Genomic DNA, 23,191 nt, shown 5'->3' with positions numbered 1-23,191 from the left:
TATACCAAGATCGACTCGAAGCCCTCGCCGGGCTCTGCTTGGCGAGGGTTTTTTATGCGCGCGAGAAACCACAATACCCGTATGAAAATAAAGCCTGCTTACACTGCATTGGCCGCCTTGGCGTGCGCCTCGATAGCAGGGTGCTCACTCGCTCCCGGTCAGCACCTGCGCCATAGCGATGCCTCGCACTCACACATTAATGACGGTCGGCTCCAGATTATCGCAATCACTCCGAAATTGATCGCAATGGATCGCGCGACTCGATCGGAGGAGACGCTGCCTTCAGCCCTCTTCGACTTCGTGCCAGCTGAGTATACGGTCGGCATCGGCGACGTACTATATATTACGGTATGGGATCATCCGGAACTGACTGTGCCAGCCGGCCCCCAACAGCAGGGTAATCTTGCCGGCCGGACCGTGCAGAGTGACGGAATGCTGTTCTACCCTTATATCGGCAAGGTCGATGCGCGCGGGAAGACACCTACAGTATTGCGCGAAGAGATCACGCGACGTTTGGCTCAGTACATTGAATCCCCACAGGTAGATGTTTCAGTTTTCACCTATGGAAGTCAGCGGGTTTGGGTAACTGGTGCCGCAGAACGGGCAAACTCAATCGCGCTAGGTACGTCACCCTTGACTCTGGCCGATGCCATCAGTCAAACCGGCTTGAACGCGCAGCAGGCAGACCTCTCGGGCATTCGCCTAAGTCGCGATGGGACTACGTACACAATCAATTTGGAGACACTGGCCACCCAGCATGGCGGCCGTCAGTTGTTTCTGAAGGACGGCGACTCCATTTTCGTACCTTACCTTGACCGCAAAGAGATCTTTGTGGTTGGTGAGGTCGGATTGCCTGGCGCGTATAGCTTCCGCACAGGAGACGTCACCTTAAATCAAGCACTTGGACGCGCCCGTGGACTTAGCCAGACCACCTCGAACGGCAATGCGGTCTATGTCATTCGAGGAGCCAAGGATCTGCTGGAAGAGCCATCTACTGTGTACCAGCTTGAGGCTAGATCTCCGACAGCTTTTGCTGTAGGGAGTCAATTCATGCTGTCACCTGGGGATGTCGTGTTCGTGGGCGCAGCCGGCGTGACGCGATGGAGTAGATTTGTCAATCAGCTGCTCCCGTTTACAGCGATCATTAGTAATGCTGCGAGTGCCAGCAGCGACCTTGATAAGAATTGACATGAAGCTCGCGACACTGTTTGCGGCTAAACCTTTAGATCGGTTAAAGCTCGTAATGGCGGTCTCTGTATTGTTGTTGACTGGCTGCACAACAGCCAGTCGAGGGACCACCGAATCTTTCCGATTGCTTCTTAATCGAGATGTGACGGGAACTCCTGAATCTGTTGCGCTAAATCGATTTCCGCAAGCTCAGGTGAAAACGCCAGATCTAACTGCCCTAATTGTGCTCAGCTATATCGATGGTGAGACTCAGGCCTGGTACGCCGGCGATCGCGCGGTGTTTCGAACAAACGCCCAAGGATTGCTTATGGGAGTTTCCAGCGAGAATCAACGCATTGAATCGCGGGTGATCGGGATCTCACCATTTTCGAACTTGACGGACGTGTCTTCGCCGGTAAATGTGCGCCGCGAGTACGATTGGCTACCGAGCTATGTCTTCGGAGTGATATTGAACGGGACATTGCGTCCAAGTGGCGTAGATACAGTCGTCATCCTCGGCCAGCCGCGTCGTCTCTCTAGGTTCGAGGAAACACTAACCGGCGAAGGCATACGCTTCCACAACACATACTGGGCAGACCCTGCTACCGGATTCATCTGGAAGAGCAAGCAGATGTTGGCACCGGGCTATTCAGTGGAACTAGTGCAACTCAAACCCTATCGTCTGACAAAGGATTGACAATGAAGGTCGCGAGCGCTGTCGCACTTTCCGCCCTCCTCTCTTTTGCGAGCTTTCAAGCGCGTGCGGAGCTGTCCGGCGAACTTGTGCAGCGAGTTGAGGTTAAGGGCAAGGTCAGCAGGCCGGGGCAGCTAGACATAGCTGTGGCACCTCGCTTTGCTGATGCCATCGTATCAGCGGAACCGGCGCAGGACGCGTACTTGACAGGTACCAAGCTCTTTCGTCAAAGCGCGAGACCGGATCAGATTCGTCTCCGCGCTGGACTCTTGCATACGCTTTCCCTGCTCCAGCAGGGGCCGACAACTGAAACTGCGAATCTTGCACACAGTCTATCGCGCTGGCTTAAGGAGCATGAGGCCACCGGCGTTGTGGCACATGGCCTTGACGCGCGCTTGGCGCAGGTGCAGCCGCGATTGAATGTCGTACTGGAGCCAGGCGACCAGATCATTGTTCCAGCTCGCCCCTCCAGCGTTCGTGTAATGGGTGCGGTGCTGGCGGAGTGCACACTAGCCCATGAGCCTCTCCGCGATGCACAAGCCTACTTGCGTAGCTGCCCATCGTCTCCGAGCGCGGACAGGAATTATCTACTCGTCATCCAACCCGATGGAAAGATTCAAAGATTGGGCAGAGCCCTCTGGAACCGTGCGGATTCCCAGCCAATTGCCCCCGGAGGCACGTTGTACGTGCCAGTCGCCGAGACAGTGGTCGGTAGAGTAGATGCACATTTCAACAGTGAGTTTGCAATGTTCATCGCCACTCAGCCCATTTATTGATGATTTGACCTTGAAGTACTCAAAGAAAAGTCTCCCCATAGCATGCACGCTCACTATCCTCGCCATGTCGATGTCAGCAGCGCTTCATGCTCAACAAGCGCCGCCGCCCACCGCGAGCGAGTGGGGTGGCATCGGCCTGCTTCAGACACCGACCGCTCGAATGACGGAAGACGGGGAGATTGCTTTCACTGCCTCGCATAACTCACCGTACAGCCGATACAACGTGACGATGCAGCCCCTCCCGTGGCTGGAGGGCAGCTTTCGATACATCAACGTCTCGAATATTCGCTATGGACCAGGCTACGCAGGCGATCAGAACTATAAAGATAAGTCCATCGATTTCAAGGTTCGCCTTTGGAGGGAGTCGAGATGGCTGCCGGATCTCTCTGTCGGCGTTCGCGATCTAGGTGGCACTGGATTCTTTTCCAGTGAGTATCTTGTTGCGAACAAGAACTTCGGACCTGTTGATGCATCCCTTGGCTTGGCGACGGGATATATCGGCAATCGTGGTGATTTTTCAAATCCCCTTGGACTAGTTGATGACAGGTACAAGGACCGCAGACCATTAGCCAGCGGCAGCGTTGGAGGAGCCGGAAAGTTCGGAATAGGCAACATGTTCAAAGGGCCGGTGGGGATTTTCGGTGGCGTAACTTGGCAAACACCTATTGAAAGCCTGCTCGTCAAGGCTGAGTACGACGGCAATGATTACAGGCGCGAGCCGCGACGTAATAATCTCGAACAGCGAACTCCTGTAAATATTGGCTTCGTCTATCTGCCCAATAGAAATATAGAATTGACAGCGGCGTGGGAGCGTGGCGACGCTGTCATGTTCTCGCTTACCGTTAGGGGGAATCCAGGTCATGCCAGCCAATCTCCTAAGCCATTTGACCCCAAGCCTATTCAAATCACCCCCATCTATTCCCAAGCAGGAGGTGGGACTGTTGATACCCGAATCTCACCCGCTACCGTTGGTGCGAATGCATCTGGAGAACCCGACAATGATCACGATTGGGGAGCAATTGCCTCTCAACTACGTGGCAACGCCGGCCTCCGGGTAGACTCCATCTCCGAAAGGAACGGCGAGCTCTTCATTGACGGCTACCAGACGCGCTATCCCAGCGCGGCAAAGGGCCTCGGGCGCGCGGGGAGGATCCTGAGCACCACGCTGGGTGACCAATATGACTGGTACACGGTGCGCAGCACCCGCTTGGGCATGCCAATCGTCGATATGTCCGTGAGCCGGCATGCACTGGAGGGCTACCTGGACGGCACGGTTACTGAGGACGTTCTGCGCCGTAGTACCGAGCTGGAAGTTCCTGCAGAAGTCGACCGTAATGAGCTTTATCGAGCGCCGGCCGGACCGTTCGGCGGCGGCTTCAGCGTGGGCTACCGCCAGAACCTGGGCGGGCCTGACGGCTTCATCCTGTATCAGGTTGCCGCCAATTACTCGGCAAGTTACTTCTTCCGGCCGGACGTCTGGCTGACAGGGACGACGAGCGTCGATCTTTTCAACAACTACGACAAATTCAAGTACAACGCACCCAGTCGTCTGCCGCGTGTGCGTACTGATCTGCGTCGTTACATGATCGACAACGACATCACGTTGCCCAACCTGCAGCTGACGGCTGCGCGTCGCCTGGGCCGGGACACCTACGGGTTGGCCTATGCCGGCTACCTCGAGTGGATGTACGCGGGTGTCGGTGGCGAGCTGCTGTATCGTCCCATGGACCAGCCCTGGGCCGTTGGCGCCAACGTCAACTGGGTAAAACAACGCGACTTTGACCAGCATTTCGGGCTGCGTGATTACAGCATCACTACGGGTCACGCGACGCTTTACTACACGTTTGATGCAAGGGAGCGAATCGTCGGCTCGCTTTCGCTGGGACGTTATCTGGCAGGCGATTACGGCGCGACAGTGAACATAGCGCGCGCCTTTGACAATGGCGTCACGATGGGCGCCTATGCAACGAAGACCGATGTCTCGGCCAGGGATTTCGGCGAAGGCAGCTTCGACAAGGGCATCTACTTCAGCATTCCTTTCGACATCGTTCTGCCGCGGTCTACGCGCGGACGGGGAACCATCAACTGGAACCCACTGATCCGCGACGGCGGCGCAATGCTTTCGCGCAAATACTCCCTGTACAACGCTACGGGCGAGCGTGACGAACGCTATTTCTACGACAACCTGGAATCGATCGGCGACTGATGCGATCAAGGCCGGCGCAGAGCGCCGGCCTTGTGCTTTACAGGTGGCGCGACCAGCTCTGCACACCTTCGGACATGAGCTTGTACACATGCTCGAATGCCGGCCGTTGCTGCCGGTATGGGTCGGGGATTTCGCGCTCCTGCTGCCACTTCCCAAGCAGGAAGGTCTTGCCTGAGGCCTGGGGCGCGATCTCTGCGATCCGTCGCACGTGCTTGCGCTCCATGGTCAAGACCAGGTCCGCCTGCGCCAGGATTGCATCACTGATCTGACGTGCCCGATGATCGGCGCCATCCAGCCCCTGCTCCACCAGCAAGGCCTGCGCCGTAGGATCAATGGCGTGATTCACCAGCGCGCCCAGGCCAGCCGATGACACCTGGATGCCCTTCCCTGCCACCGCGTGGCGCAGCATCACCTCAGCGGACGGGCTACGGCAGATGTTGCCGACGCATACAAATAGGATGTTCTTGAACAAAACCGTGCTCTCTTCGGTCGCAGCGAGGCGACGTGTCAGTAGGCCGACTTTTGCCCTAACACCTTGAACGCCGTCAGCGCGATGATACGGACGTCCAGCGTGGGGCTCCAGCGGCGGATGTAGTCGATATCGTACTGCACCCGCTTCTTCATTGACCGCAACTGAGGTGTTTCACCACGAAGCCCGTGTACCTGCGCCCAGCCGGTGATGCCGGGCTTCACGTAATGCCGGTGCATGTAACGCTCGATGAGCTTTTCGTACTGGTTGTTGTGCTGAACCGCGTGCGGGCGTGGCCCAACTACCGACATGCTGCCACCCAGCACATTGAAGAACTGCGGCAACTCATCCAAGCTGCTGCGTCGCAGGAACGCGCCAAACCACGTAACGCGAGGGTCGTTGCGGCTCGCCTGCGTAATCTTATCTGGCGTTTCAGCATGTACCCGCATGGAACGGAACTTGAGCATCCAGAATTCCTTCCCCCCCAGGCCATGACGGCGCTGGCGGAACAACACAGGTCCCGGCGAACTCAGCTTCACACCGGCAGCAAGAATTACAAAAACAGGCGCCAGCATTAGGACCGCCAGGCCTGCGATGAGAAGATCTTCGATGCGTTTGATCAGCCTGAAATGCTGATCGGGAAGCCCTTGGCGCACCCCGATCATCGGCACGCTGCCGACCTGATACACCCCAGGGTTCAGCGTACCGTAACCACTGATATCAGGAATAATCCGCACTGGGACGGGATAGCGCTCAATCTTCTTGAGCATGTCCTTGATCTGTGCGCCACTGCCCATCTGGAGGGAAACCCATATCTGATCGAACTCGCCCCGATGCCGATCCATGTACACAGGCAACTCATCGATGCTCCCCAAGCAGTCGGGTGCATCAGCACCGCGGCGGCTAGCGATATCGCCAGCACTTGAAAAGTACCCCACCACTTCCTTGCCCAGTTCCGGCTTGCCACGCAGCAGGCGATGCAGCTTCAATGCGGGCGCCCGCAGCCCAACCAGCAGAACACGCTGGCGGTCGAGACCTCTCGAACGGAGACGGTGCAGTTGAATCCGCAGCCCGATACGGACAGCAGCCATTCCGACCAAGCCGCTCACGTACCATCCCACCAGCCAGAAGGATGGTATCGCGTCGGCCATATCGACCAGCACCGCATACGTAGAGAACAAAGCAAACGCTGCGGTCCACGCAAGCAGCAACACCCATAAGTCTGCGAGCAAACTGCGCGCCCGCCAGTTGCGATAGATCGGCGCTATACCGAAGCAGATGATGGCGCTCATCAGCATCGCACCAAACACAACCCGTTGCGACTGAGAAGGAACCTCAGGACCCCAGCGCAGGACATGCGTAAGAATTGCTGCACCAGGCACAATAATCAGATCTGCGAGTCGCAATCCAAGCTCAAGCGCGGCGCGCGCCTCTACTCGGGTACGTGGTCGAGAGCCCTTCTTGGGCAAACCATCTACTGATCCTTGTAACACTCTACCTCTCCTCGACTCGGCATCGGCCAGCACTATCCCTTCTATGACACCGGCTCCCCAGCCAGCCCTGTATAAACGAATTTCCGTCAAAACGTTGATTTACAACGCAAAGATACCAGAAATCCCCAGTACTCTGTCGCAACGCGAACGTGCACTACATCACACTTCCCCGCAAATGCCTATGCTTTCGTCAATTAGTTGACGGACGTCGCGCGCCGTGGACCGCCGAGCTGACGTCACGCCTGACGATCTCACCGTCAGGCGCATCACTCGACCTCTGACGATTACCCTCAATAGCCCTGCCTGATGAACTCGTCGGCTAATCCCCACCCTTAATTAACATTCTCCGTACCGCACAAAAGAGCGCGTCTGCCCCCCTCTGTTACCATTCGGGGTTCAGCTTGCCGCCCCCCACCCTGCCAGCGGCCAGCGCCTTACAAACGCAACGCAACAGGAGTTTGCATGTCCTCTGACCTGCTCAAGGCCCTCGGCCTCGACGCGACCAACGCTGGCACCTACCTTGGCAACGGCGAGTGGTCCTCGGCCACCGATGCCGGTGTGATTACCCCGGTGAACCCGACCACCGGCGAAGCCATCGCCAAGGTCTACGCGACCACCGACGCCGACTACGAAACCATCGTCGCCCGCGCCCAGGAGGCCTTCAAGGTCTGGCGCACCACCCCGGCCCCGCGCCGTGGCGAAGCCGTGCGCCTGTGTGGCGAAGCCCTGCGCGCCAACAAGGACGCCCTGGGCTCCCTGGTCGCGCTGGAAATGGGCAAGAGCAAGCCCGAGGGCGATGGCGAAGTGCAGGAGATGATCGACATCGCCGATTTCGCCGTGGGCCAGAGCCGCATGCTCTATGGCTACACCATGCATTCCGAGCGCCCGGGCCACCGCATGTATGAGCAGTACCAGCCGCTGGGCCTGGTCGGCATCATCAGTGCGTTCAACTTCCCGGTCGCGGTGTGGGCCTGGAACTCGTTCCTGGCCACGATCTGCGGCGACATCTGCCTGTGGAAGCCGTCCAACAAGACGCCGCTGACCGCGATCGCTTCGATGCGCATCTGCAATGAGGCGCTGCGCGACGGTGGCTTCCCGGACCTGTTCTTCCTGATCAACGATGCCGGCACCGAACTGTCGCAGAAGATGGTGGCCGACAAGCGCGTGCCGCTGATCAGCTTCACCGGCTCGACCCAGGTCGGCCGCCAGGTCGCCGAGAGGGTCGCGCATCGCCTGGGCCGCTGCCTGCTGGAGCTGGGCGGCAACAACGCCATCATCCTGGATGAAACCGCTGATCTGAAGCTGGCGATCCCGGGTATCGTGTTCGGCGCCGTCGGTACCGCCGGTCAGCGCTGCACCACCACGCGCCGCCTGATCGTGCACGAATCCATCCATGACGACGTGCTGGCCACGCTGATCAAGGCGTACAAGCAGGTGGAAGGCAAGATCGGCGATCCGACCGACCCGGCCAACCTGATGGGCCCGCTCAACAGCGACGGCGCCGTGCAGCAGTTCCTGGCCTCGATCGAGAAGGCCAAGGCCAGCGGCGGCACCGTGCAGACCGGTGGCACCCGCATCGACCGCGCCGGCAACTTCGTGCTGCCGGCCATCGTGACCGGCCTGAACAACAGCGACGAGGTCGTCCAGCACGAGACCTTCGCCCCGATCCTGTACGTGATGAAGTACAGCACGCTGGACGAAGCGATCGACATGCAGAACGGCGTGCCGCAGGGCCTGTCGTCCTCGATCTTCACCACCAACCTGAAGACCGCCGAGCGTTTCCTCTCGGCCGCGGGTTCGGACTGTGGCATCGCCAACATCAACATCGGCACCTCGGGTGCGGAGATCGGCGGTGCGTTCGGCGGCGAGAAGGACACCGGCGGTGGCCGTGAGTCCGGCTCGGATGCCTGGAAGGTCTACATGCGCCGCCAGACCAACACCATCAACTACTCCGATTCGCTGCCGCTGGCCCAGGGCATCAAGTTCGACCTGTGATGGATCCCGCGCCCTACCTGCCGGCCGGCCCGCGCCTCGATTTCACCGGGCGCAGGGTCCTGATTGCCGGTGGCAGCAAGGGCATCGGGCGCGCGATGGCGCTGGCGTTTGCTTCGGCAGGCGCCCGCGTCTCGGTCTGCGCACGCGGTGAGGCCGGCCTGGCCGCGCTGCGTGCGGACGCCGGGGCGCTCGGCTTGGCCGTGCACACGGCCACGGCCGACCTCTCCCAGCTGGACGACATCGGCCGCTGGCTGGCCGATGCCGCGCAGGCCCTCGGCGGCATCGACGTGCTGGTCAACAACGCGACCGGCTACGGCATGGCCGACGATGAGGCGGGCTGGGAAGCCAGTTTGAACGTCGACCTGATGTCTGCCGTGCGGGCCTCGCGGCTGGCCCTGCCCTGGCTGCAACAGTCCAGTGATGCCTGCATTCTCAATCTGGCCTCGATCGCCGCCCAGCAGCCGCGCCCGGGTGGCGCGCCGTATGCGGCCGCCAAGGCCGCGCTGATGCACTACACCACCTCGCAGGCGCTGGACGTGGCGCCGCAGCGGATCCGCGTCAATGCCATCGCCCCCGGCTCGATCGAGTTCGAGGATGGCTTGTGGGCACGCCGCCGCGAACAGGACCCCGAGCTGTATCGAAATACACTGGCGAAGATTCCGTTCGGCCGCTTCGGCGAGCCGGCGGCCATCGCCAACGCCGCGCTGTTCCTGTGCTCGCCGCTGGCGGGCTGGATCACCGGGCACACTTTGAATGTGGATGGTGGCCAGGTCCTGATGGGATAAACCCGCCGCTGGCCCTATCATCGAACCACCCCACCGCGACCAGGACCTGCATGAGCCTTCCGCCCCGACAAACCAGCGCCATGGCCGTGGTCAGCCTGATCATGGGCATCCTCGGCTGGACCGCCCTGCCCTTCATCGGCAGCATCGCGGCGATCATCACCGGCCACCTGGCCCGCGCCGAGATCCGTCGCCGCCCGCTGGAGCTGGAAGGCGACGGCATGGCGCTGGCCGGCCTGATCCTGGGCTGGATCATCGTGATCGGCAGCCTGCTTGCCCTGGTGGTGGTGCTGTTGTTCTTCGGCGGACTGGCCTGGTTTGCCGCTACCCAATCGTGAGGTGCACATGAGCCGCTCGGATTCGACCGAACGCTTCAGCAGTCGGGTGGCCGACTACGTCCGCTACCGTCCCGACTATCCCCCGGCATTGCTGGATTGGCTGCACCAGGACATCGGTGTACCCACCCAAACCCTGGTCGCCGATATCGGCGCCGGCACCGGGATTTCCACCCGGCTGTTCCTGGCCGCTGGCCACCCGGTCATCGCGGTGGAGCCGAACGCGGCCATGCGCGAGGCGGCCGAGCAGCTGCTGGCGCCGGACTATCTGCGCCTGAAGGTCGCCGACGGCACCGCCGAGGCCACCGGCCTGGCCGACAACAGCGTGGGCCTGGTCGCCGCCGCGCAGGCCTTCCACTGGTTTGACACCACCGCGGTGCGCCGCGAATGGGCGCGCATCCTGCAGCCCGAAGGCATGGCGCTGGTGTTCTGGAACTCGCGTCTGCTCGATGCCTCGCCGTTCCTGATCGGCTACGAACAGTTGCTGCTGGAGTTCGGCACCGACTACACCGAGGTGGCCGAGCGCTACCAGGACGATGACACCATGCGCGCGTGGTTCGGCGAAGGCCTGCGCGGCATGGCCCGCCTGCCGAACGTGCAGCGCATGGACTACGACGGCCTGCGCGGGCGCCTGTTGTCCTCTTCCTATGCACCGCAGGCCGGCCACCCGCGCCACGCGGCGATGCTCGATGCACTGCAACAGCTGTTCGACGCCCATGCGGTGGACGGCCAGATTGCCTTTGAATACCAAACCCGTGCCTTCGTCGGCACGCTGGACTGATTGAACGCCATGTACTCGCTTGCCCGCCCCTTCCTGTTCGCCCTTGATGCAGAACGCGCCCACGGCCTTGGCCTGAGCGCGCTGGACCTGGCCTATCGCACCGGCACCACGCCGCTGATGGGCCGCCGCATCGACCCGCTGCCGACCACCGCGTTCGGATTGAGTTTCCCGAATCCCGTGGGCCTGGCCGCCGGCCTGGACAAGAACGGCGAGCACATCGATGCGCTGCTGGCCCTGGGCTTCGGCTTCGTGGAGATCGGCACGATCACCCCGCGCCCGCAGGCGGGCAACCCGAAGCCGCGGCTGTTCCGGCTGCCGGACCACCAGGCCATCATCAATCGCATGGGCTTCAACAACCTGGGCGTGGATGCACTGGTCCGCAATGTCGAACGCGCCAAGCGCCGCACCGGCCTGCTCGGCATCAACATCGGCAAGAACAAGGACACCCCCAACGAGCAGGCGTTCGACGATTACCAGCACTGCCTGCAGAAGGTGTATCCGCTGGCCGACTACATCACCGTCAACATCTCCTCGCCGAACACCGCCGGCCTGCGCGAGCTGCAGGAGGAGACCGCGCTGCGCCAGCTGATTTCGCAGCTGCGCGAAAGCCAGGAAAGCCTGGCGGCCAAGCACGGCAAGCGCGTACCGATGCTGGTCAAGGTCGCTCCGGATCTGAGCGACCGCGATATCGACGCCGCCGCGCGCGTGCTCGGTGAGCTCAAGGTGGACGGCGTGATCGCCACCAACACCACCATCGACCGCAGCGCGGTGGCCGGTGACCCGCGTGCGAACGAGGCCGGCGGCCTGTCCGGTGCGCCGCTGCTGGGCCAGTCGACCCTGGTGCTGCGCCGCCTGCGCGCGCGCCTGCCCGAGTCGATGCCGTTGATCGGCGTGGGCGGTATTCAATCCGGTGCGGATGCGGTGGCCAAGATGGCGGCCGGCGCCGCACTGGTGCAGTGCTACAGCGGCCTGATCTTCCGTGGCCCCGAACTGGTGCATGACTGCGTGGAGGCGATCCGTCGCCGCAGAGAGGCGCCCAGCCGCGGCGCGGTGGCACCGCTGTGAACGACGCCATGACTGCCTGGGCCATCACTGAAAACGCCTCGCTGAAGGCGCTCAACACGTTCCATGTCGACGCCACCGCTGCGCAGCTGCTGGAGGTGTTCGATCCTTCCGTGCTGCCGGAGGTGCTGGCCCTGCCACGCGTCGCAGAGCAGCCGCTGCTGGTGCTGGGCAGCGGCAGCAATGTGCTGATCGCTGACAACGTGGAAGGCACCGTGCTGGTATTCGCCAACCGCGGCATCGAGATTCTGGAGCACCGCGCCGACCACACCATCGTGCGCGCCGGTGCCGGCGTGAACTGGCATGGCCTGGTGATGTGGTCGCTGCAGAACGGCTTGTCCGGTCTGGAAAACCTGGCCTTGATCCCCGGCACTGCCGGCGCCTCGCCGATCCAGAACATCGGCGCCTACGGCGCGCAGGTCGGCGAGTTCATCCAGGCTGTGGATGCCTGGGACCGACACGAGAACGACTGGGTGCGCTTCGATGCCGAAGGCTGCCAGTTCGCCTACCGCGACAGCATCTTCAAGCACGACCCGGACCGTTACCTGATCACCGCGATCGAACTGCGGCTGCCGCTGCTGCATGGCCTGCGCCTGGGCTATGCCGGGATCGCCGAGGAAATGGAGGCGATGGGGGTGGAACTGCCGGTGGCCGCCGATGTGGCCAACGCGGTGATCAACATCCGCCGCCGCAAGCTGCCCGATCCGGACGTGCTCGGCAATGCGGGCAGCTTCTTCAAGAACCCGATCCTGCCCTTGGAGCAGGTAGAGGTATTGCTGCAGCACTTCCCCGAGCTGCCGGTGTTCCCGGCCGACGACGACAGCCGCCGCAAGATCTCTGCCGCCTGGATGATCGAAAGCTGCGGCTGGAAGGGCTACCGCGATGGCGATGCCGGCGTGGCCCCGAGCCATGCGCTGGTGCTGGTCAATTACGGCCAGGCCACCGGTGAGGAACTGCTCGCGTTGGCGCGGCGGATCTCCGCCTCGGTCCTGGAGAAGTTCGGCGTGCCGATTGAACCGGAGCCCAGGCTGATCGGCGCACAGTGGTGAACCCCGCCCCCGCGTTTCCGGTGGCCACGCCGTTGCGGGCCGCCCTGCTGATGCTCGGCAGTACCTTGGCCTTTGGCCTGATGGCGATCGCGATCCGCTACGCCACCCGCTACGTGCCGACCCAGGAAGTGGCGTTCTTCCGCAATGCCTTCGGCCTGCTGGCGCTGCTGCCGATGCTGATCCGTCCCGGCAGCGCACCGCTGAAGACGCAGCAGCTGCCGCGCTACTTCCTGCGCAGTGCGATCGGGCTGGCCTCGATGCTGTGCGCGTTCTGGGCGATCGGGCACCTGCCGATCTCCCAGGCGATCTCGCTCTCCTACTCCACGCCGCTGTTCGTGACCATCGCTGCCGTGCTGTGGCTGGGCGAAACGGTGCGCATGCGCCGCTGGGCGGCGGTGATCATCGGCTTCATCGGCGTGCTGATCATCGTGCGCCCGGGCTCGACCAACTTCACCCCCGGCACCCTGGTCGCCGTGGGCGCCGCGGTGCTGAGCTCGCTGGTGGCGATCCAGATCAAGCAGCTCACCCGCGTGGACAGCGCCGATACCGTGGTGTTCTACACCTATGTGTTCTGGGTGCCGCTGTCGCTGGTGCCGGCGCTGTTCGTGTGGGTCTGGCCGACCGGCCTGGCGTGGGTCTGGCTGGTCGCGACCGGTGTGCTCGGCACGCTGGGCCAGCTGCTGTGGACGCGCGCCCTGCGCCTGGGCGAGGTCTCCGCACTGACCCCGATCAGCTTCATGCAGCTGCCGCTGGTGAGCCTGCTGGGCTGGCTGCTGTTCAATGAGGCGCTGGACCGCTGGACCGTGATCGGCGCCGGCATCATCCTCGGCGCGAATGCCTACATCGCCCACCGCGAAGCGGTATTGGCACGGCGGGCGAAATCACAGGCCGTCACCGCGGCCGCCAAGCCGGGAGAATAGCCCCCGCATGGGGTGATGCGGGGCCCGGAGCAGTCGGCCACGCACGGCGTGGCCCTACCGAGACAAACGGTCGCCTGCGGGTAGATCCACGCCATGCGTGGATGCTCTCCAGGCTCAATCCGAGCCGAACAGATCGCGGGTGTAGACCTTGTGCGCCACGCCCTCCAGCTCCGGCGTCAGACGGTTGGCGACGATGATGTCCGCCTCGGCCAGGAACGCGGCGAAATCGTTCACCACGCGGGAGCGATAGAACGTCGGCTCGGTGAGCACCGGCTCGTGGACGATGACCTCGATGCCCTTTGCCTTGACCCGCTTCATCACGCCCTGCACCGCCGAGGCGCGGAAATTGTCCGAGCCGGCCTTCATCACCAGCCGGTAGATGCCCACCACCTTCGGATTGCGGGCCACGATGTCATCGGCGATGAAATCCTTGCGCGTGCGGTTGGACTCGACGATGGCGTGGATCAGGTTCTGCGGCACCTTGCTGTAGTTCGCCAGCAACTGCTTCGTATCCTTGGGCAGGCAGTAGCCGCCGTAGCCGAAGGACGGGTTGTTGTAATGGCCGCCGATGCGCGGATCCAGGCTGACGCCTTCGATCATCTGGCGCGAATCCAGCCCGTGCGAACTGGCGTAGGTATCCAGTTCGTTGAAGTAGGCCACCCGCATTGCCAGGTAGGTGTTGGAGAACAGCTTGATCGCCTCCGCCTCGGTCGCGTCGGTGAACAGCACCGGCACGTCCTTCTTGATCGCGCCTTCCTTCAGCAGTTCGGCGAATACCGCGGCGCGTTCCGAACGCTCGCCGACGATGATCCGGCTCGGGTGCAGGTTGTCATGCAGCGCGCGGCCTTCGCGGAGGAATTCCGGCGAGAACAGGATGGCGTCGGTGTTGAACTTGGCCCGCAACGCGGCCGTGCAGCCGACCGGCACGGTCGACTTGATGACGATGACGGCAGACGGATGGATCCGCAGCACATCGCCGATCACCGCCTCCACGGAGCCGGTGTTGAAGTAATTCGATTTGGGGTCGTAATCCGTCGGCGTGGCGACGATGACGAAATCTGCGCCCTCATAGGCCTGCGCCGGATCCAGCGTCGCGGTGAGATTCAGCGCGCGGTTGGCGAGGAAGTCTTCGATCTCGACATCTTCGATGGGCGACTGGCGGGCATTGATCATCGCCACTTTGGCCGGATCGATGTCCAGCGCCACCACCTCGTGATGCTGTGCGAGCAGCACCGCGTTGGACAGGCCCACGTACCCGGTACCGGCGACGGCAATCTTCATTCAAGGTCCTTTTTTTTACAGCATCCAGAGTGAACTGCGAATTTTAGCAAACGCCGTGCACTGAACGCCGGCGCAGGTGGGCGGCATTTCGACCCGATCCCTGTGATTGCCGCTGCCTGGCCCGATAGGCATCGTGCGAGCGCAGGGTTTCGGGGTCCCAATGGCCTCAGTTAATACATGTATCTTTAAACGTCATTTGTGGCGCTTTATGCGATTTTTGCCAGTTAAATAGCCATCTGTGACGCTTTCGATTAATCTCATTTAAGCGCCACAAAGCGTCATTCTTGACGCTACATCCAAATAGTGGATGATAAAGCGTCAAGAGGGCCACTTTATGACGATCACACATCTGATGACCGACGAGGCTGTCCTGGTGGAGCTCGGGCGCCGCCTTGCCCGCATGCGCCTGTCGCAGGGCATCACCCAGGAACAGCTCGCTGATGCGGCCGGCGTCTCCAAGCGCACCGTGCAGCGGCTCGAAGACGGCACGCCCGCCCAGCTGGCCAACCTGATCCGTTGCCTGCGCGCCCTCGGCAGGCTGGATGCGCTGGACGTGATGCTGCCCAGCGACGGCCCCAATCCGCTCGATCTGCTGAAGCGCCGCGGCCACCCGCGCCAGCGCGCGCGACCGGGGGCGGCCGCGGCGGCACCGGCCAAGCCGTGGACCTGGGGCGATGAGCAATGAGCACCACGGCCGAGGTGCGCCTGTGGGGCAGCCGGATCGGCGCGGTAACGCTGGCCGACGGCGAGCGGATCGCACAATTTGCCTACGACCCGGCCTTCGCACGTTCCAGCATTGAGGTCGCCCCACTGACCATGCCGCTCGCGGCGGATCGGATATACGGTTTCCCCTCCCTCAACCCTTCCGGCTTCCATGGCCTGCCCGGCCTGCTCGCCGACGCCCTGCCGGACAAGTACGGCAATACCCTGATCAACGCGTGGCTGGCGACCCAAGGCCGCACGCCGGACAGCTTCAATGCGGTGGAGCGGCTCTGCTACACCGGCACGCGCGGCATGGGGGCGCTGGAGTTCTCGCCTGTGCATGGGCCGCGCGTCCGCACGGCACACAAGATCCAGATCGATGCCCTGGTCGCGCTGGCCACCGAGGTCCTGAGCAACCGCGACAACCTGCGTGCCTCGTTCGGCGATGAAGAACGTGCGGATGCGCTGCGCGACATTCTGCGCGTGGGCACCTCGGCCGGTGGCGCACGGGCCAAGGCCGTCATCGCCTGGAACGAAGGCACCGGCGAAGTCCGATCGGGCCAGGCCGCGGCGGCGCCAGGCTTCAGCTATTGGCTGCTCAAGTTCGATGGCGTGCAGAACAACCGCGACAAGGAACTGGCAGACCCCAAGGGCTACGGCGTGGTCGAGTACGCGTACGCGCTGATGGCGCGTGATGCGGGCATCCAGATCAGCGAGTGCCGGCTGCTCGAGGAAGGCGGCCGCCGCCACTTCATGACCCAACGCTTCGACCGCACCGATGCAGGCGGCAAGCGCCATATGCAGTCGTTGGCGGCGATGGCCCACTTCGACTTCAATGATCCCACTGCCTACTCCTACGAGCAGGCCTTGCTGGTCATGCGTCAGTTGCGCCTGCCCATGGCGCAGCTGGAGGAACAGTTCCGGCGGATGGTGTTCAACGTGATCGCGCGCAACCAGGACGACCACGTCAAGAACATCGCCTACCTGATGGACCGGCAGGGCCAATGGTCGCTGTCCCCGGCGTTCGACATCACCTGGGCGTACAACCCGGACGGCGACTGGACGGCCCGGCACCAGATGTCGATCAACGGCAAGCGCGAGGGGTTCGACGTGGCCGACCTGGCCGCATGCGCCGCCACCGCCTCGATCAATGCCCGCCGCGCCCGGGACATCATTGAGCAGGTCCGGCAAAGCGTGCTGCGCTGGCCGCACTTTGCCGACGAGGCCGGCGTCGCCGGGGTCTGGCGCGATCAGATCCGCGGCAGCCTGCGCACGGACATTCGCTGACGCGCGCGAGCCGATCGCAAATCCACTCACCTGATGCCGCGTTCGATATTGCGACGCGTCATGTAAACGGTTACAGCCCCTGCTAGCGTGACCTCCACCCCGCCGTCGGGGTCGTTTCAGATCAGGAGCGCATTGATGGGGCTGCATGCTGACCGTTCAATTGTTGTGCACCGGCCGCGCCGCGTCATGGCCGGCACCCTGCTCTTCTCCGCGCTCGCGCTGAGCTTCGGCGTCGCCGCCCAGACCCTGCCGCCGCGCAGCCAGTGGCAGGCCAGCAGTTCCTCGCAGCAGGTCTCGGCGATGGCGGTCAGCCACCTGATCGATGGCGACCCGAAGACGGTGACCGGCGGCGCCTTCAGCCCCGGGCACTGGTTCCAGGTGGACCTGGGCACGCCGAGCACGCTCAGCGGCGCGCAGATCACCTGGGACGTTTCCAATCCCGAGGGCTACAGCCTGCAGACCTCGCTGGACGGCCAGCAGTGGCAGCCGGCTTACACCATGCGCGATTCGCTCGGCGGTATCGAGACGCTTTACTTCGCGCCGCGCCAGGCCCGCTACCTTCGTCTGGCGAGCCCGGAGCGCACGTCGGACTGGGGCGTGTCGATCTTCGAACTGGAGCCGTTGGACAGCACCATCAGTGCGCGCGTGGCCGGGGTGGACGCAGCCCAGGCCGCGGCGCTGTGGCAAGGCGGCAGCGCGGTCACGATTCCACGTGGCAAGGACGGTACGCACACGCTTGAGATCACCTTGCCGCGTGCCGTGGCTACCACCGGCCTGGCCGTGGAGTGGACAGGCGCGCATGGCGCCGCACGGCTGCAGGCGCGTGATGCGCAGGGCAGTTGGATGGAGCTTGCGCGCGATCCGCAGGCCGGTTCACGCCAGCAGAGCTGGCTGGCCGGCACTGCGGCGGTGAGCGCCACGGCGCTGCGGCTGACGGTGGAGGGCGACGCGCCACAGGTCGACCGCCTGCGCCTGCTGGGGCCGAAGGCGGTGATGACGCCCATGAAGCGTTACCAGATTGCCGCCAGTGGCGCGCAGCGCGCGTTGTTCCCGGCCTCGCTGCACCTGCAGCAGACCTACTGGACCGCAGTCGGCATCCATGCCGGCCGGCAGAAATCGATTTTTGACGAGTACGGCAACATCGAGGCCTTCAAGGGCGCGCCGCTGGTGCAGCCGATCTGGCGCAATGCCGACGGTGTTGCCGCAGGCGCCGCCGACCAACCGGTGCAGCACGCACTGCGCGACGACTGGAAGCCGATGCCCTCGGCGACGTGGTCGCCACAACCCGGGCTTGAACTGCAGAGCGAGGCATTCGCCGTCGAGCTCGATGGCCAGCCGGTCACCTTCATGCGTCACCGCCTGCGCAACACCGGCAGTGCGCCCGTCGACGGCACCCTGACCTTGGCGGTGCGGCCGATGCAGATGAATCCGCCGTGGCAGAACGGTGGCCTCTCACCGATCCGCGAAGTCGACATCGAGGGGCAACGCGTACGCATCAATGGTCGCGCCCTGCTGCAGTCGCTGACGCCGGTGGATGCGGCCGGCGCGGCACCATTCGGCCCGGACGGCAGCAGCGAGATCACCGCGGCGATCGCCAGCGGCACCTTGCCCGCCGCCATGCAGGCACGCGATGCCGATGGCCTGGCCTCCGCGGCGCTGGCCTACCGCGTGCAGCTTGCGCCCGGTGCCAGCCACTCGGTGGTGGTCGCCTTCCCGCTCGGCACCGCGGCAGCAGCCAAAGACGGCTCCCTGCCGGATGCGCCCGCGCTGGGTCTCTCCGGCATACCCCGTGCACCCGATGCCGCGTACGACGCGCTGGCCAAACGTGCGTCGGACGACTGGCAGGCGCGCCTGGGCCAGGTCGGCCTGCGCCTGCCTGATCCCTCATTGGTGGACATGCTGCGCGCGCAGGCCGCTTACATGCTGATCAACCAGACCGGCCCGGCGATGCAGCCCGGCCCGCGCAACTACAACCGCTCCTTCATCCGCGACGCCATGGCCACCTCGGCGGTGCTGCTGCGCATGGGCGAATCCAAGGTCGCGCGCGACTACCTCGCCTGGTACAGCGAGCACGGCGTGCACGCCAACGGCCTGGTCTCGCCGATCCTCAACGACGACGGCAGCGTCAACACCGGCTTCGGCTCGGATATCGAATACGACAGCCAAGGCCAGTACATCAGTCTGGTCGCCGACGTCGCGCGGCTGGATGGCGGCCCGGAATCGGTGCGCGCCTACCTGCCCAAGGTGAAAGCAGCGATGCGCTTCCTGCAGGCACTGCGCGAGCGCACGCTGGTGCCGGGCTACATGGCCAGCCAGCCCGCGCCCGAACGCTTCGCCGGCATCCTGGCGCCATCGATCAGCCACGAGGGCTACCCGTCGCCCACGCACAGCTACTGGGACGACTACTGGGGCCTGAAGGGCTGGCATGACGGCGCGTGGTTGGCCGAGTCGCTGGGCGATCACGAAACCGCGGCGTGGGCGCGCGATCAGTACACCGCCCTGCACGATGCGCTGGCTGCCTCGATCCGCGCCACGATGGCGTGGAAGGGCATCGACTTCATTCCCTCTTCGGCCGACCTTGGGGATGGCGACCCGACCGGTGTGTCGATCGCGCTCGACCCGACCGGCGCACAGGATGTGCTGCCGGCCGAGGCACTGCGCACCACGTTCGCGCGGTATCTGCAGGATGTGCGCAAGCGCGGCGAGCCGGGCGCGTTGTACGCCTACACGCCGTATGAAATCCGCAACGTGCTGAGCTACGTGCACCTGGACCAGCCCGAGGCGGCCGACGAACTGCTGCAGGGCCTGCTGCACGACCGCCGCCCGCTGGAATGGCAGGTGCTGGCCGAGGTGGTGCACTCGCGGCTGCGCTTCCCGCGCTACCTCGGCGACATGCCGCATACCTGGATCGGTGCCGAATACGGGCGCACGCTGTTCGGGATGCTGATGCGCGAAGACGATGACGCACTGTCTCTGCTGCCGGGCACCCCGCCGTCATGGCTGGCCGGCGATGGGCTGGCCGTGGATCGCCTGCCGACCGCCTATGGCACCTTGGCGCTGCAGGCCCGGCAGCGCGACGGAGCGCTGCAGGTCACGCTGGGCAAGGGACTGCGCAAGGACACCGCGGTGCGCGTGTGGTGGCCGAGCCGGACACGCCCGACGTCCGTGCGGGTGGATGGGCGCAGGCTCACTGACTACGACGCACGCGGTGTACTGCTCACGCAGCCGTTCCGCCGGCTGGAGGCGACGTGGTGAGACTGGGGAAGGTCAGACCCCGCCCTCCTGCTCATGCAGGGTGATCAGCGATTCCATCAGATCCTCGTCCGCGCTGGCACAGACGGCCAGCAGCACCGCTTCCTCGCAGCCGGTATCGACGATGTAGGCGTGGCCCATCTGGCTGTCGATGTAGATGCCCTGCCCGGTCTCCAGCACCACCGGATCGTAGAACTCGGTGTGGACCTGGATGCGGCCTTCGATCACATGCACGTACTCCTCGCCCGGGTGGCGGACCAGCTCACCGAACTCGGCGGTGGTCTTGGCCCGCACCTTGGTGAGGATCGGGATCATCCGCTTGCGCCGCAGTTCGGTGCACAGATAGTAGTAGTCGTAGTTGTCGGTCTGCACCCGCAGCGCTTTGTCGAGCGAGCCGAGGCTGCGCCGCGCGGTGACCGGTTTGGGCGCGCTGTCGGTCTCCGGCTCGGAGAACAGCTCGGACATGCGCAGGTTCAAGCGCTGGGACAGGTGCTGCAGCTTGTCGTAGGTCAAGGTCAAGCGGTCATGCTCGATCTTGGACAGCGTGGACAGCGGAATTTCGGTGTGCTCGCTCATTTCCTTGAGCGTCCATCCCTGGCGGGTGCGCAGACCGCGCAGCAGGGTTCCGAGCGTCGGGCTTTTGGGGCTCATCGACAGGACCTTTGGGCTATTGCTGGTGAAGTTGCCGATACGATACTACGTAGAGATGAATGCCATCCTGATCAGGATGCTTTCTTGTCGCGTTCGCCGCGTTAAGCGCTTCTCTACGCCCTGAAAACGTTCTCAATGGCCAAAAAACGGCCTGCGCTGGGCGTCCAAACGTCACATTCAGCCCGGTTCGCGGGATCCAATCACGATCACGCGCATTTGACATTTCTCTGATCAGGAATATTGTTGTCTGATTGAGATGGTTTGAAGGGGATCGTCACATGCGTGCGTTGTCAGGGCTTGTCGGCTTGTGCTGTGGGCTGTTGCTGTCTTTCCAGGCCGACGCACAGCGGCCATCCTCCCCACCCCAGGCGGCCACACCGCCTGCCGGCGTGGATTCCGTTGCCCGGCTGACCGCTGACGATGCGACCACCTGGCTGGATGGCTTCATGCCGTATGCCATCGCACGCGGCGATATCGCCGGTGCGGTGGTCACCGTGGTCAAGGACGGCAAGATCCTGGTCCGCCGCGGCTACGGCGTCTCCGATGTGGAGAAGCAGACGCCGGTGGATCCGGACCGCACGCTGTTCCGGATGGCCTCGGTCTCCAAGCTGATGACCTGGACCGCGGTGATGCAGCTGGTGGAAGCGGGCAAGCTGGATCTGGACGCGGACATCAACCAGTACCTGGATTTCAAGGTGCCCGAACGCGGCCTGCCGATCACGCTGCGCCAGCTGATGACGCATACCGGCGGCTTCGAGGCCAACATCAAGTACATGTGGACCAGCGAGGCCGTGGCCGAAGCCGGTGGCATTGAACTGGGGCCGTACCTCAAGCGCCGCGTGCCGGCGCAGATCTTCGCGCCCGGTACCGTGCCCGCGTACTCGAACTACGGCACCAGCCTGGCCGGCTACATCGTCGAGCGCGTGTCGGGCCAGCCCTTCGCCGAGTATGTCGAGCAGCACATCTTCGTGCCGCTGCAGATGCAGCACGCCAGCTTCCGCCAGCCGTTGCCGCCGGCGCTGCGCGCCCTGGTCACCAAGGGCTATGCCCTCGGCTCGGGCAAGCCGCGTGAGTTCGAAGTGACCCCGTCCGCGCCGGCCGGCGCCCTCTCGGCCACCGGCAGCGACATGGCGCGCTTCATGATCGCGCACCTCAGTGCGGCCGGCGGTCACGACACCGCCATCCTGAAGGCCGCGACCAGCCAGCTGATGCTGACCCCGCAGACCCGCTTCGCGCCGCCACTGAACACCATGGCGCTCGGCTTCTACGAGATCGATGTCAACGGCCAGCGCGTGGTGTCACACGCCGGTGACACCTACTCGTTCCACTCACAGCTGTTCCTGTTCCGCGATCACGATGTCGGCCTGTTCGTCTCGCTCAACAGCGCCGGCGCCAATGGCATCACCGGCCCGATCCGGCGTGAACTGCTGGAAAACTTCGCTGACCGCTACTTCCCGGCGGGCACCGCGGCCCCGGCAGCGGCCGTCGACGCGGCGCTGGCCAAGGCGCAGGCCCGCCAGCTGGCCGCACCGAGCTATCTCGATTCGCGTCGCGCCGAGACCGGCATCGGCCGCACCGGCATCCTCACCCAGACGCGCCTGGAAGCCCTCGACGATGGCAGCCTGCGCTTGCCGCGCCTGAAGCAGCCCACCGGGCAGCCGACCACCTTCAAGCCGATCGGACCGTGGCTGTGGCAGGCGAGCAACAGCGAACTGCGCCTGGCCGCCATCCTCAAGGACGGCAAGCCGGTCGGCTTCGCGGTGGATTCCTCCTCCCCGTTCAACGTGTTCCTGGTCGCGGAAGGCTACCGCTCGGCGCTGTGGCTCAAGCCGTTGCTGACCGCTGCGGTGGCGGTGTTGGCACTGGCCGCGCTGGCGTGGCCGATCGCCGCGTTCGTCCGCCGCCGCCATGGCCGCGTGCTGGGCTGGCCGCGCAGCACGCTGCTGGCCTATCGCCTGAGCCGCGCCGCCTGCTGGCTCCTGCTGCTGGTGCCTGCCGCCGCGATGGCCGTGATGGCCTGGGCGTCTGCCGATTTCGCGCGCCTGGATGATCGTCTGGATCCGGCGGTGATCGGGCTGGGCATCGCCACGGTGATCGCGATCATCGGCGGAATCGGCGCAACGGCCTGGAACCTGGTGCAGACGGTCCGCGCTGGACGCGGCTGGCTGGCGCGCCTGTGGGCCGCGCTGCTGCTGCTGTCGGCCTGCGTGCTCGCTTACGCCCTGGTCCTGATGGGCCTGGCCGACTTCGCTCTCAACTACTGACCCATGGCCCCGCCGTGGGGCTGGA

The 23,191-nt window shown here is 63.9% G+C and carries 18 protein-coding genes; 14 read left to right on the top strand and 4 right to left on the bottom strand.

Annotated elements, in window-relative coordinates; translation table 11 throughout:
* The first annotated feature begins 81 nt into the window (after positions 1-81).
* From ABE546_RS07755 to ABE546_RS07745, 3 genes are all read left to right on the top strand, one after another.
* Complete coding sequence (locus tag ABE546_RS07755) at positions 82-1,188, top strand: polysaccharide biosynthesis/export family protein (RefSeq protein WP_346463129.1); 1,107 nt, start codon at positions 82-84, stop codon at positions 1,186-1,188.
* Between the two features lies 1 nt (position 1,189).
* Complete coding sequence (locus ABE546_RS07750; protein ID WP_346463127.1) at positions 1,190-1,864, top strand: YjbF family lipoprotein; 675 nt, start codon at positions 1,190-1,192, stop codon at positions 1,862-1,864.
* A gap of 717 nt (positions 1,865-2,581) precedes the next feature.
* Positions 2,582-4,843 carry a YjbH domain-containing protein gene (locus ABE546_RS07745; RefSeq protein WP_346463125.1) on the top strand — a complete coding sequence of 754 codons (2,262 nt, stop codon included), beginning with the start codon at positions 2,582-2,584 and terminating at the stop codon, positions 4,841-4,843.
* A gap of 37 nt (positions 4,844-4,880) precedes the next feature.
* On the opposite strand, the gene ABE546_RS07740 is transcribed toward ABE546_RS07745, so the two are convergent.
* Together ABE546_RS07740 and ABE546_RS07735 are read right to left on the bottom strand one after the other, a co-directional pair.
* The gene (locus ABE546_RS07740) at positions 4,881-5,315 is read right to left on the bottom strand and encodes a low molecular weight protein-tyrosine-phosphatase (RefSeq protein WP_346463123.1); all 435 of its coding nucleotides are present in this window, start codon (positions 5,313-5,315) and stop codon (positions 4,881-4,883) included.
* 35 nt (positions 5,316-5,350) lie between these two features.
* Entirely contained in the window at positions 5,351-6,805 is a 1,455-nt protein-coding gene (locus ABE546_RS07735) for an undecaprenyl-phosphate glucose phosphotransferase (protein ID WP_346463122.1), read from the bottom strand.
* Between the two features lie 462 nt (positions 6,806-7,267).
* On the opposite strand from ABE546_RS07735, the gene ABE546_RS07730 reads away from it, so the two are divergent.
* The 7 genes from ABE546_RS07730 to ABE546_RS07700 are packed head-to-tail and all read left to right on the top strand — an operon-like array spanning position 7,268 to position 13,729.
* Positions 7,268-8,800: an aldehyde dehydrogenase family protein gene (locus ABE546_RS07730; protein WP_346463120.1), complete on the top strand. Its 1,533-nt coding sequence runs from the start codon at positions 7,268-7,270 to the stop codon at positions 8,798-8,800.
* A complete protein-coding gene (locus ABE546_RS07725; protein WP_346463118.1) occupies positions 8,800-9,585 on the top strand; it encodes an SDR family oxidoreductase in 786 nt (261 codons plus the stop codon). The genes ABE546_RS07730 and ABE546_RS07725 overlap by 1 nt, the downstream gene beginning before the upstream one ends.
* A gap of 50 nt (positions 9,586-9,635) precedes the next feature.
* The gene (locus ABE546_RS07720) at positions 9,636-9,920 is read left to right on the top strand and encodes a DUF4190 domain-containing protein (RefSeq protein WP_121036624.1); all 285 of its coding nucleotides are present in this window, start codon (positions 9,636-9,638) and stop codon (positions 9,918-9,920) included.
* Between the two features lie 7 nt (positions 9,921-9,927).
* On the top strand, positions 9,928-10,698 hold the full coding sequence (locus ABE546_RS07715) for a class I SAM-dependent methyltransferase (protein WP_346463116.1): 771 nt from the start codon (positions 9,928-9,930) through the stop codon (positions 10,696-10,698).
* Positions 10,699-10,707: 9 nt separating this feature from the next.
* Positions 10,708-11,763 (top strand): quinone-dependent dihydroorotate dehydrogenase, encoded by a 1,056-nt coding sequence (locus ABE546_RS07710; protein WP_346463114.1) that lies wholly within the window; start codon positions 10,708-10,710, stop codon positions 11,761-11,763.
* Positions 11,760-12,809: a UDP-N-acetylmuramate dehydrogenase gene (gene murB, locus ABE546_RS07705; RefSeq protein WP_346463112.1), complete on the top strand. Its 1,050-nt coding sequence runs from the start codon at positions 11,760-11,762 to the stop codon at positions 12,807-12,809. Before ABE546_RS07710 ends, murB begins: the two co-directional genes overlap by 4 nt.
* Positions 12,810-12,841: 32 nt before the next feature.
* On the top strand, positions 12,842-13,729 hold the full coding sequence (locus ABE546_RS07700; RefSeq protein WP_346463195.1) for a DMT family transporter: 888 nt from the start codon (positions 12,842-12,844) through the stop codon (positions 13,727-13,729).
* Between the two features lie 114 nt (positions 13,730-13,843).
* Here ABE546_RS07700 and ABE546_RS07695 read toward each other — a convergent pair whose 3' ends face one another.
* Entirely contained in the window at positions 13,844-15,010 is a 1,167-nt protein-coding gene (locus ABE546_RS07695; protein WP_346463110.1) for a nucleotide sugar dehydrogenase, read from the bottom strand.
* Between the two features lie 334 nt (positions 15,011-15,344).
* On the opposite strand from ABE546_RS07695, the gene ABE546_RS07690 reads away from it, so the two are divergent.
* The 3 genes from ABE546_RS07690 (at position 15,345) to ABE546_RS07680 (ending at position 20,254) form a co-directional block, all read left to right on the top strand.
* Positions 15,345-15,695: a helix-turn-helix transcriptional regulator gene (locus ABE546_RS07690; RefSeq protein ID WP_346463108.1), complete on the top strand. Its 351-nt coding sequence runs from the start codon at positions 15,345-15,347 to the stop codon at positions 15,693-15,695.
* The gene (locus ABE546_RS07685) at positions 15,692-16,999 is read left to right on the top strand and encodes a HipA domain-containing protein (RefSeq protein WP_346463106.1); all 1,308 of its coding nucleotides are present in this window, start codon (positions 15,692-15,694) and stop codon (positions 16,997-16,999) included. The genes ABE546_RS07690 and ABE546_RS07685 overlap by 4 nt, the downstream gene beginning before the upstream one ends.
* Positions 17,000-17,134: 135 nt before the next feature.
* Positions 17,135-20,254: a discoidin domain-containing protein gene (locus ABE546_RS07680; protein ID WP_346463103.1), complete on the top strand. Its 3,120-nt coding sequence runs from the start codon at positions 17,135-17,137 to the stop codon at positions 20,252-20,254.
* A gap of 12 nt (positions 20,255-20,266) precedes the next feature.
* Here ABE546_RS07680 and ABE546_RS07675 read toward each other — a convergent pair whose 3' ends face one another.
* Complete coding sequence (locus tag ABE546_RS07675) at positions 20,267-20,902, bottom strand: cupin domain-containing protein (RefSeq protein ID WP_070427228.1); 636 nt, start codon at positions 20,900-20,902, stop codon at positions 20,267-20,269.
* A 389-nt stretch (positions 20,903-21,291) separates the two neighbouring features.
* Between ABE546_RS07675 and ABE546_RS07670 the strand changes: the two genes are divergently transcribed.
* Positions 21,292-23,166, top strand: a complete 1,875-nt coding sequence (locus ABE546_RS07670; RefSeq protein ID WP_313218093.1) for a serine hydrolase domain-containing protein — start codon at positions 21,292-21,294, stop codon at positions 23,164-23,166.
* Positions 23,167-23,191 lie beyond the last annotated feature (25 nt).

Origin of the sequence: Stenotrophomonas sp. TWI377, assembly GCF_039674525.1 — a bacterium.
Lineage (GTDB): Bacteria > Pseudomonadota > Gammaproteobacteria > Xanthomonadales > Xanthomonadaceae > Stenotrophomonas.
Note: the sequence above shows the minus strand (reverse complement) of the source record. Positions and strands in the feature narration are given on the sequence as shown.

Coding starts and splice junctions, on each gene's coding strand:
- ABE546_RS07710 (WP_346463114.1), top strand. CDS start 10,708: ATGTACTCGCTTGCCCGCCCCTTCCTGTTCGCCCTTGATGCAGAACGC.
- ABE546_RS07675 (WP_070427228.1), bottom strand. CDS start 20,902: ATGAGCCCCAAAAGCCCGACGCTCGGAACCCTGCTGCGCGGTCTGCGC.
- ABE546_RS07690 (WP_346463108.1), top strand. CDS start 15,345: ATGACGATCACACATCTGATGACCGACGAGGCTGTCCTGGTGGAGCTC.
- ABE546_RS07745 (WP_346463125.1), top strand. CDS start 2,582: ATGCACATTTCAACAGTGAGTTTGCAATGTTCATCGCCACTCAGCCCA.
- ABE546_RS07685 (WP_346463106.1), top strand. CDS start 15,692: ATGAGCACCACGGCCGAGGTGCGCCTGTGGGGCAGCCGGATCGGCGCG.
- ABE546_RS07725 (WP_346463118.1), top strand. CDS start 8,800: ATGGATCCCGCGCCCTACCTGCCGGCCGGCCCGCGCCTCGATTTCACC.
- ABE546_RS07750 (WP_346463127.1), top strand. CDS start 1,190: ATGAAGCTCGCGACACTGTTTGCGGCTAAACCTTTAGATCGGTTAAAG.
- ABE546_RS07695 (WP_346463110.1), bottom strand. CDS start 15,010: ATGAAGATTGCCGTCGCCGGTACCGGGTACGTGGGCCTGTCCAACGCG.
- ABE546_RS07680 (WP_346463103.1), top strand. CDS start 17,135: ATGGGGCTGCATGCTGACCGTTCAATTGTTGTGCACCGGCCGCGCCGC.
- ABE546_RS07715 (WP_346463116.1), top strand. CDS start 9,928: ATGAGCCGCTCGGATTCGACCGAACGCTTCAGCAGTCGGGTGGCCGAC.
- ABE546_RS07755 (WP_346463129.1), top strand. CDS start 82: ATGAAAATAAAGCCTGCTTACACTGCATTGGCCGCCTTGGCGTGCGCC.
- ABE546_RS07730 (WP_346463120.1), top strand. CDS start 7,268: ATGTCCTCTGACCTGCTCAAGGCCCTCGGCCTCGACGCGACCAACGCT.
- ABE546_RS07720 (WP_121036624.1), top strand. CDS start 9,636: ATGAGCCTTCCGCCCCGACAAACCAGCGCCATGGCCGTGGTCAGCCTG.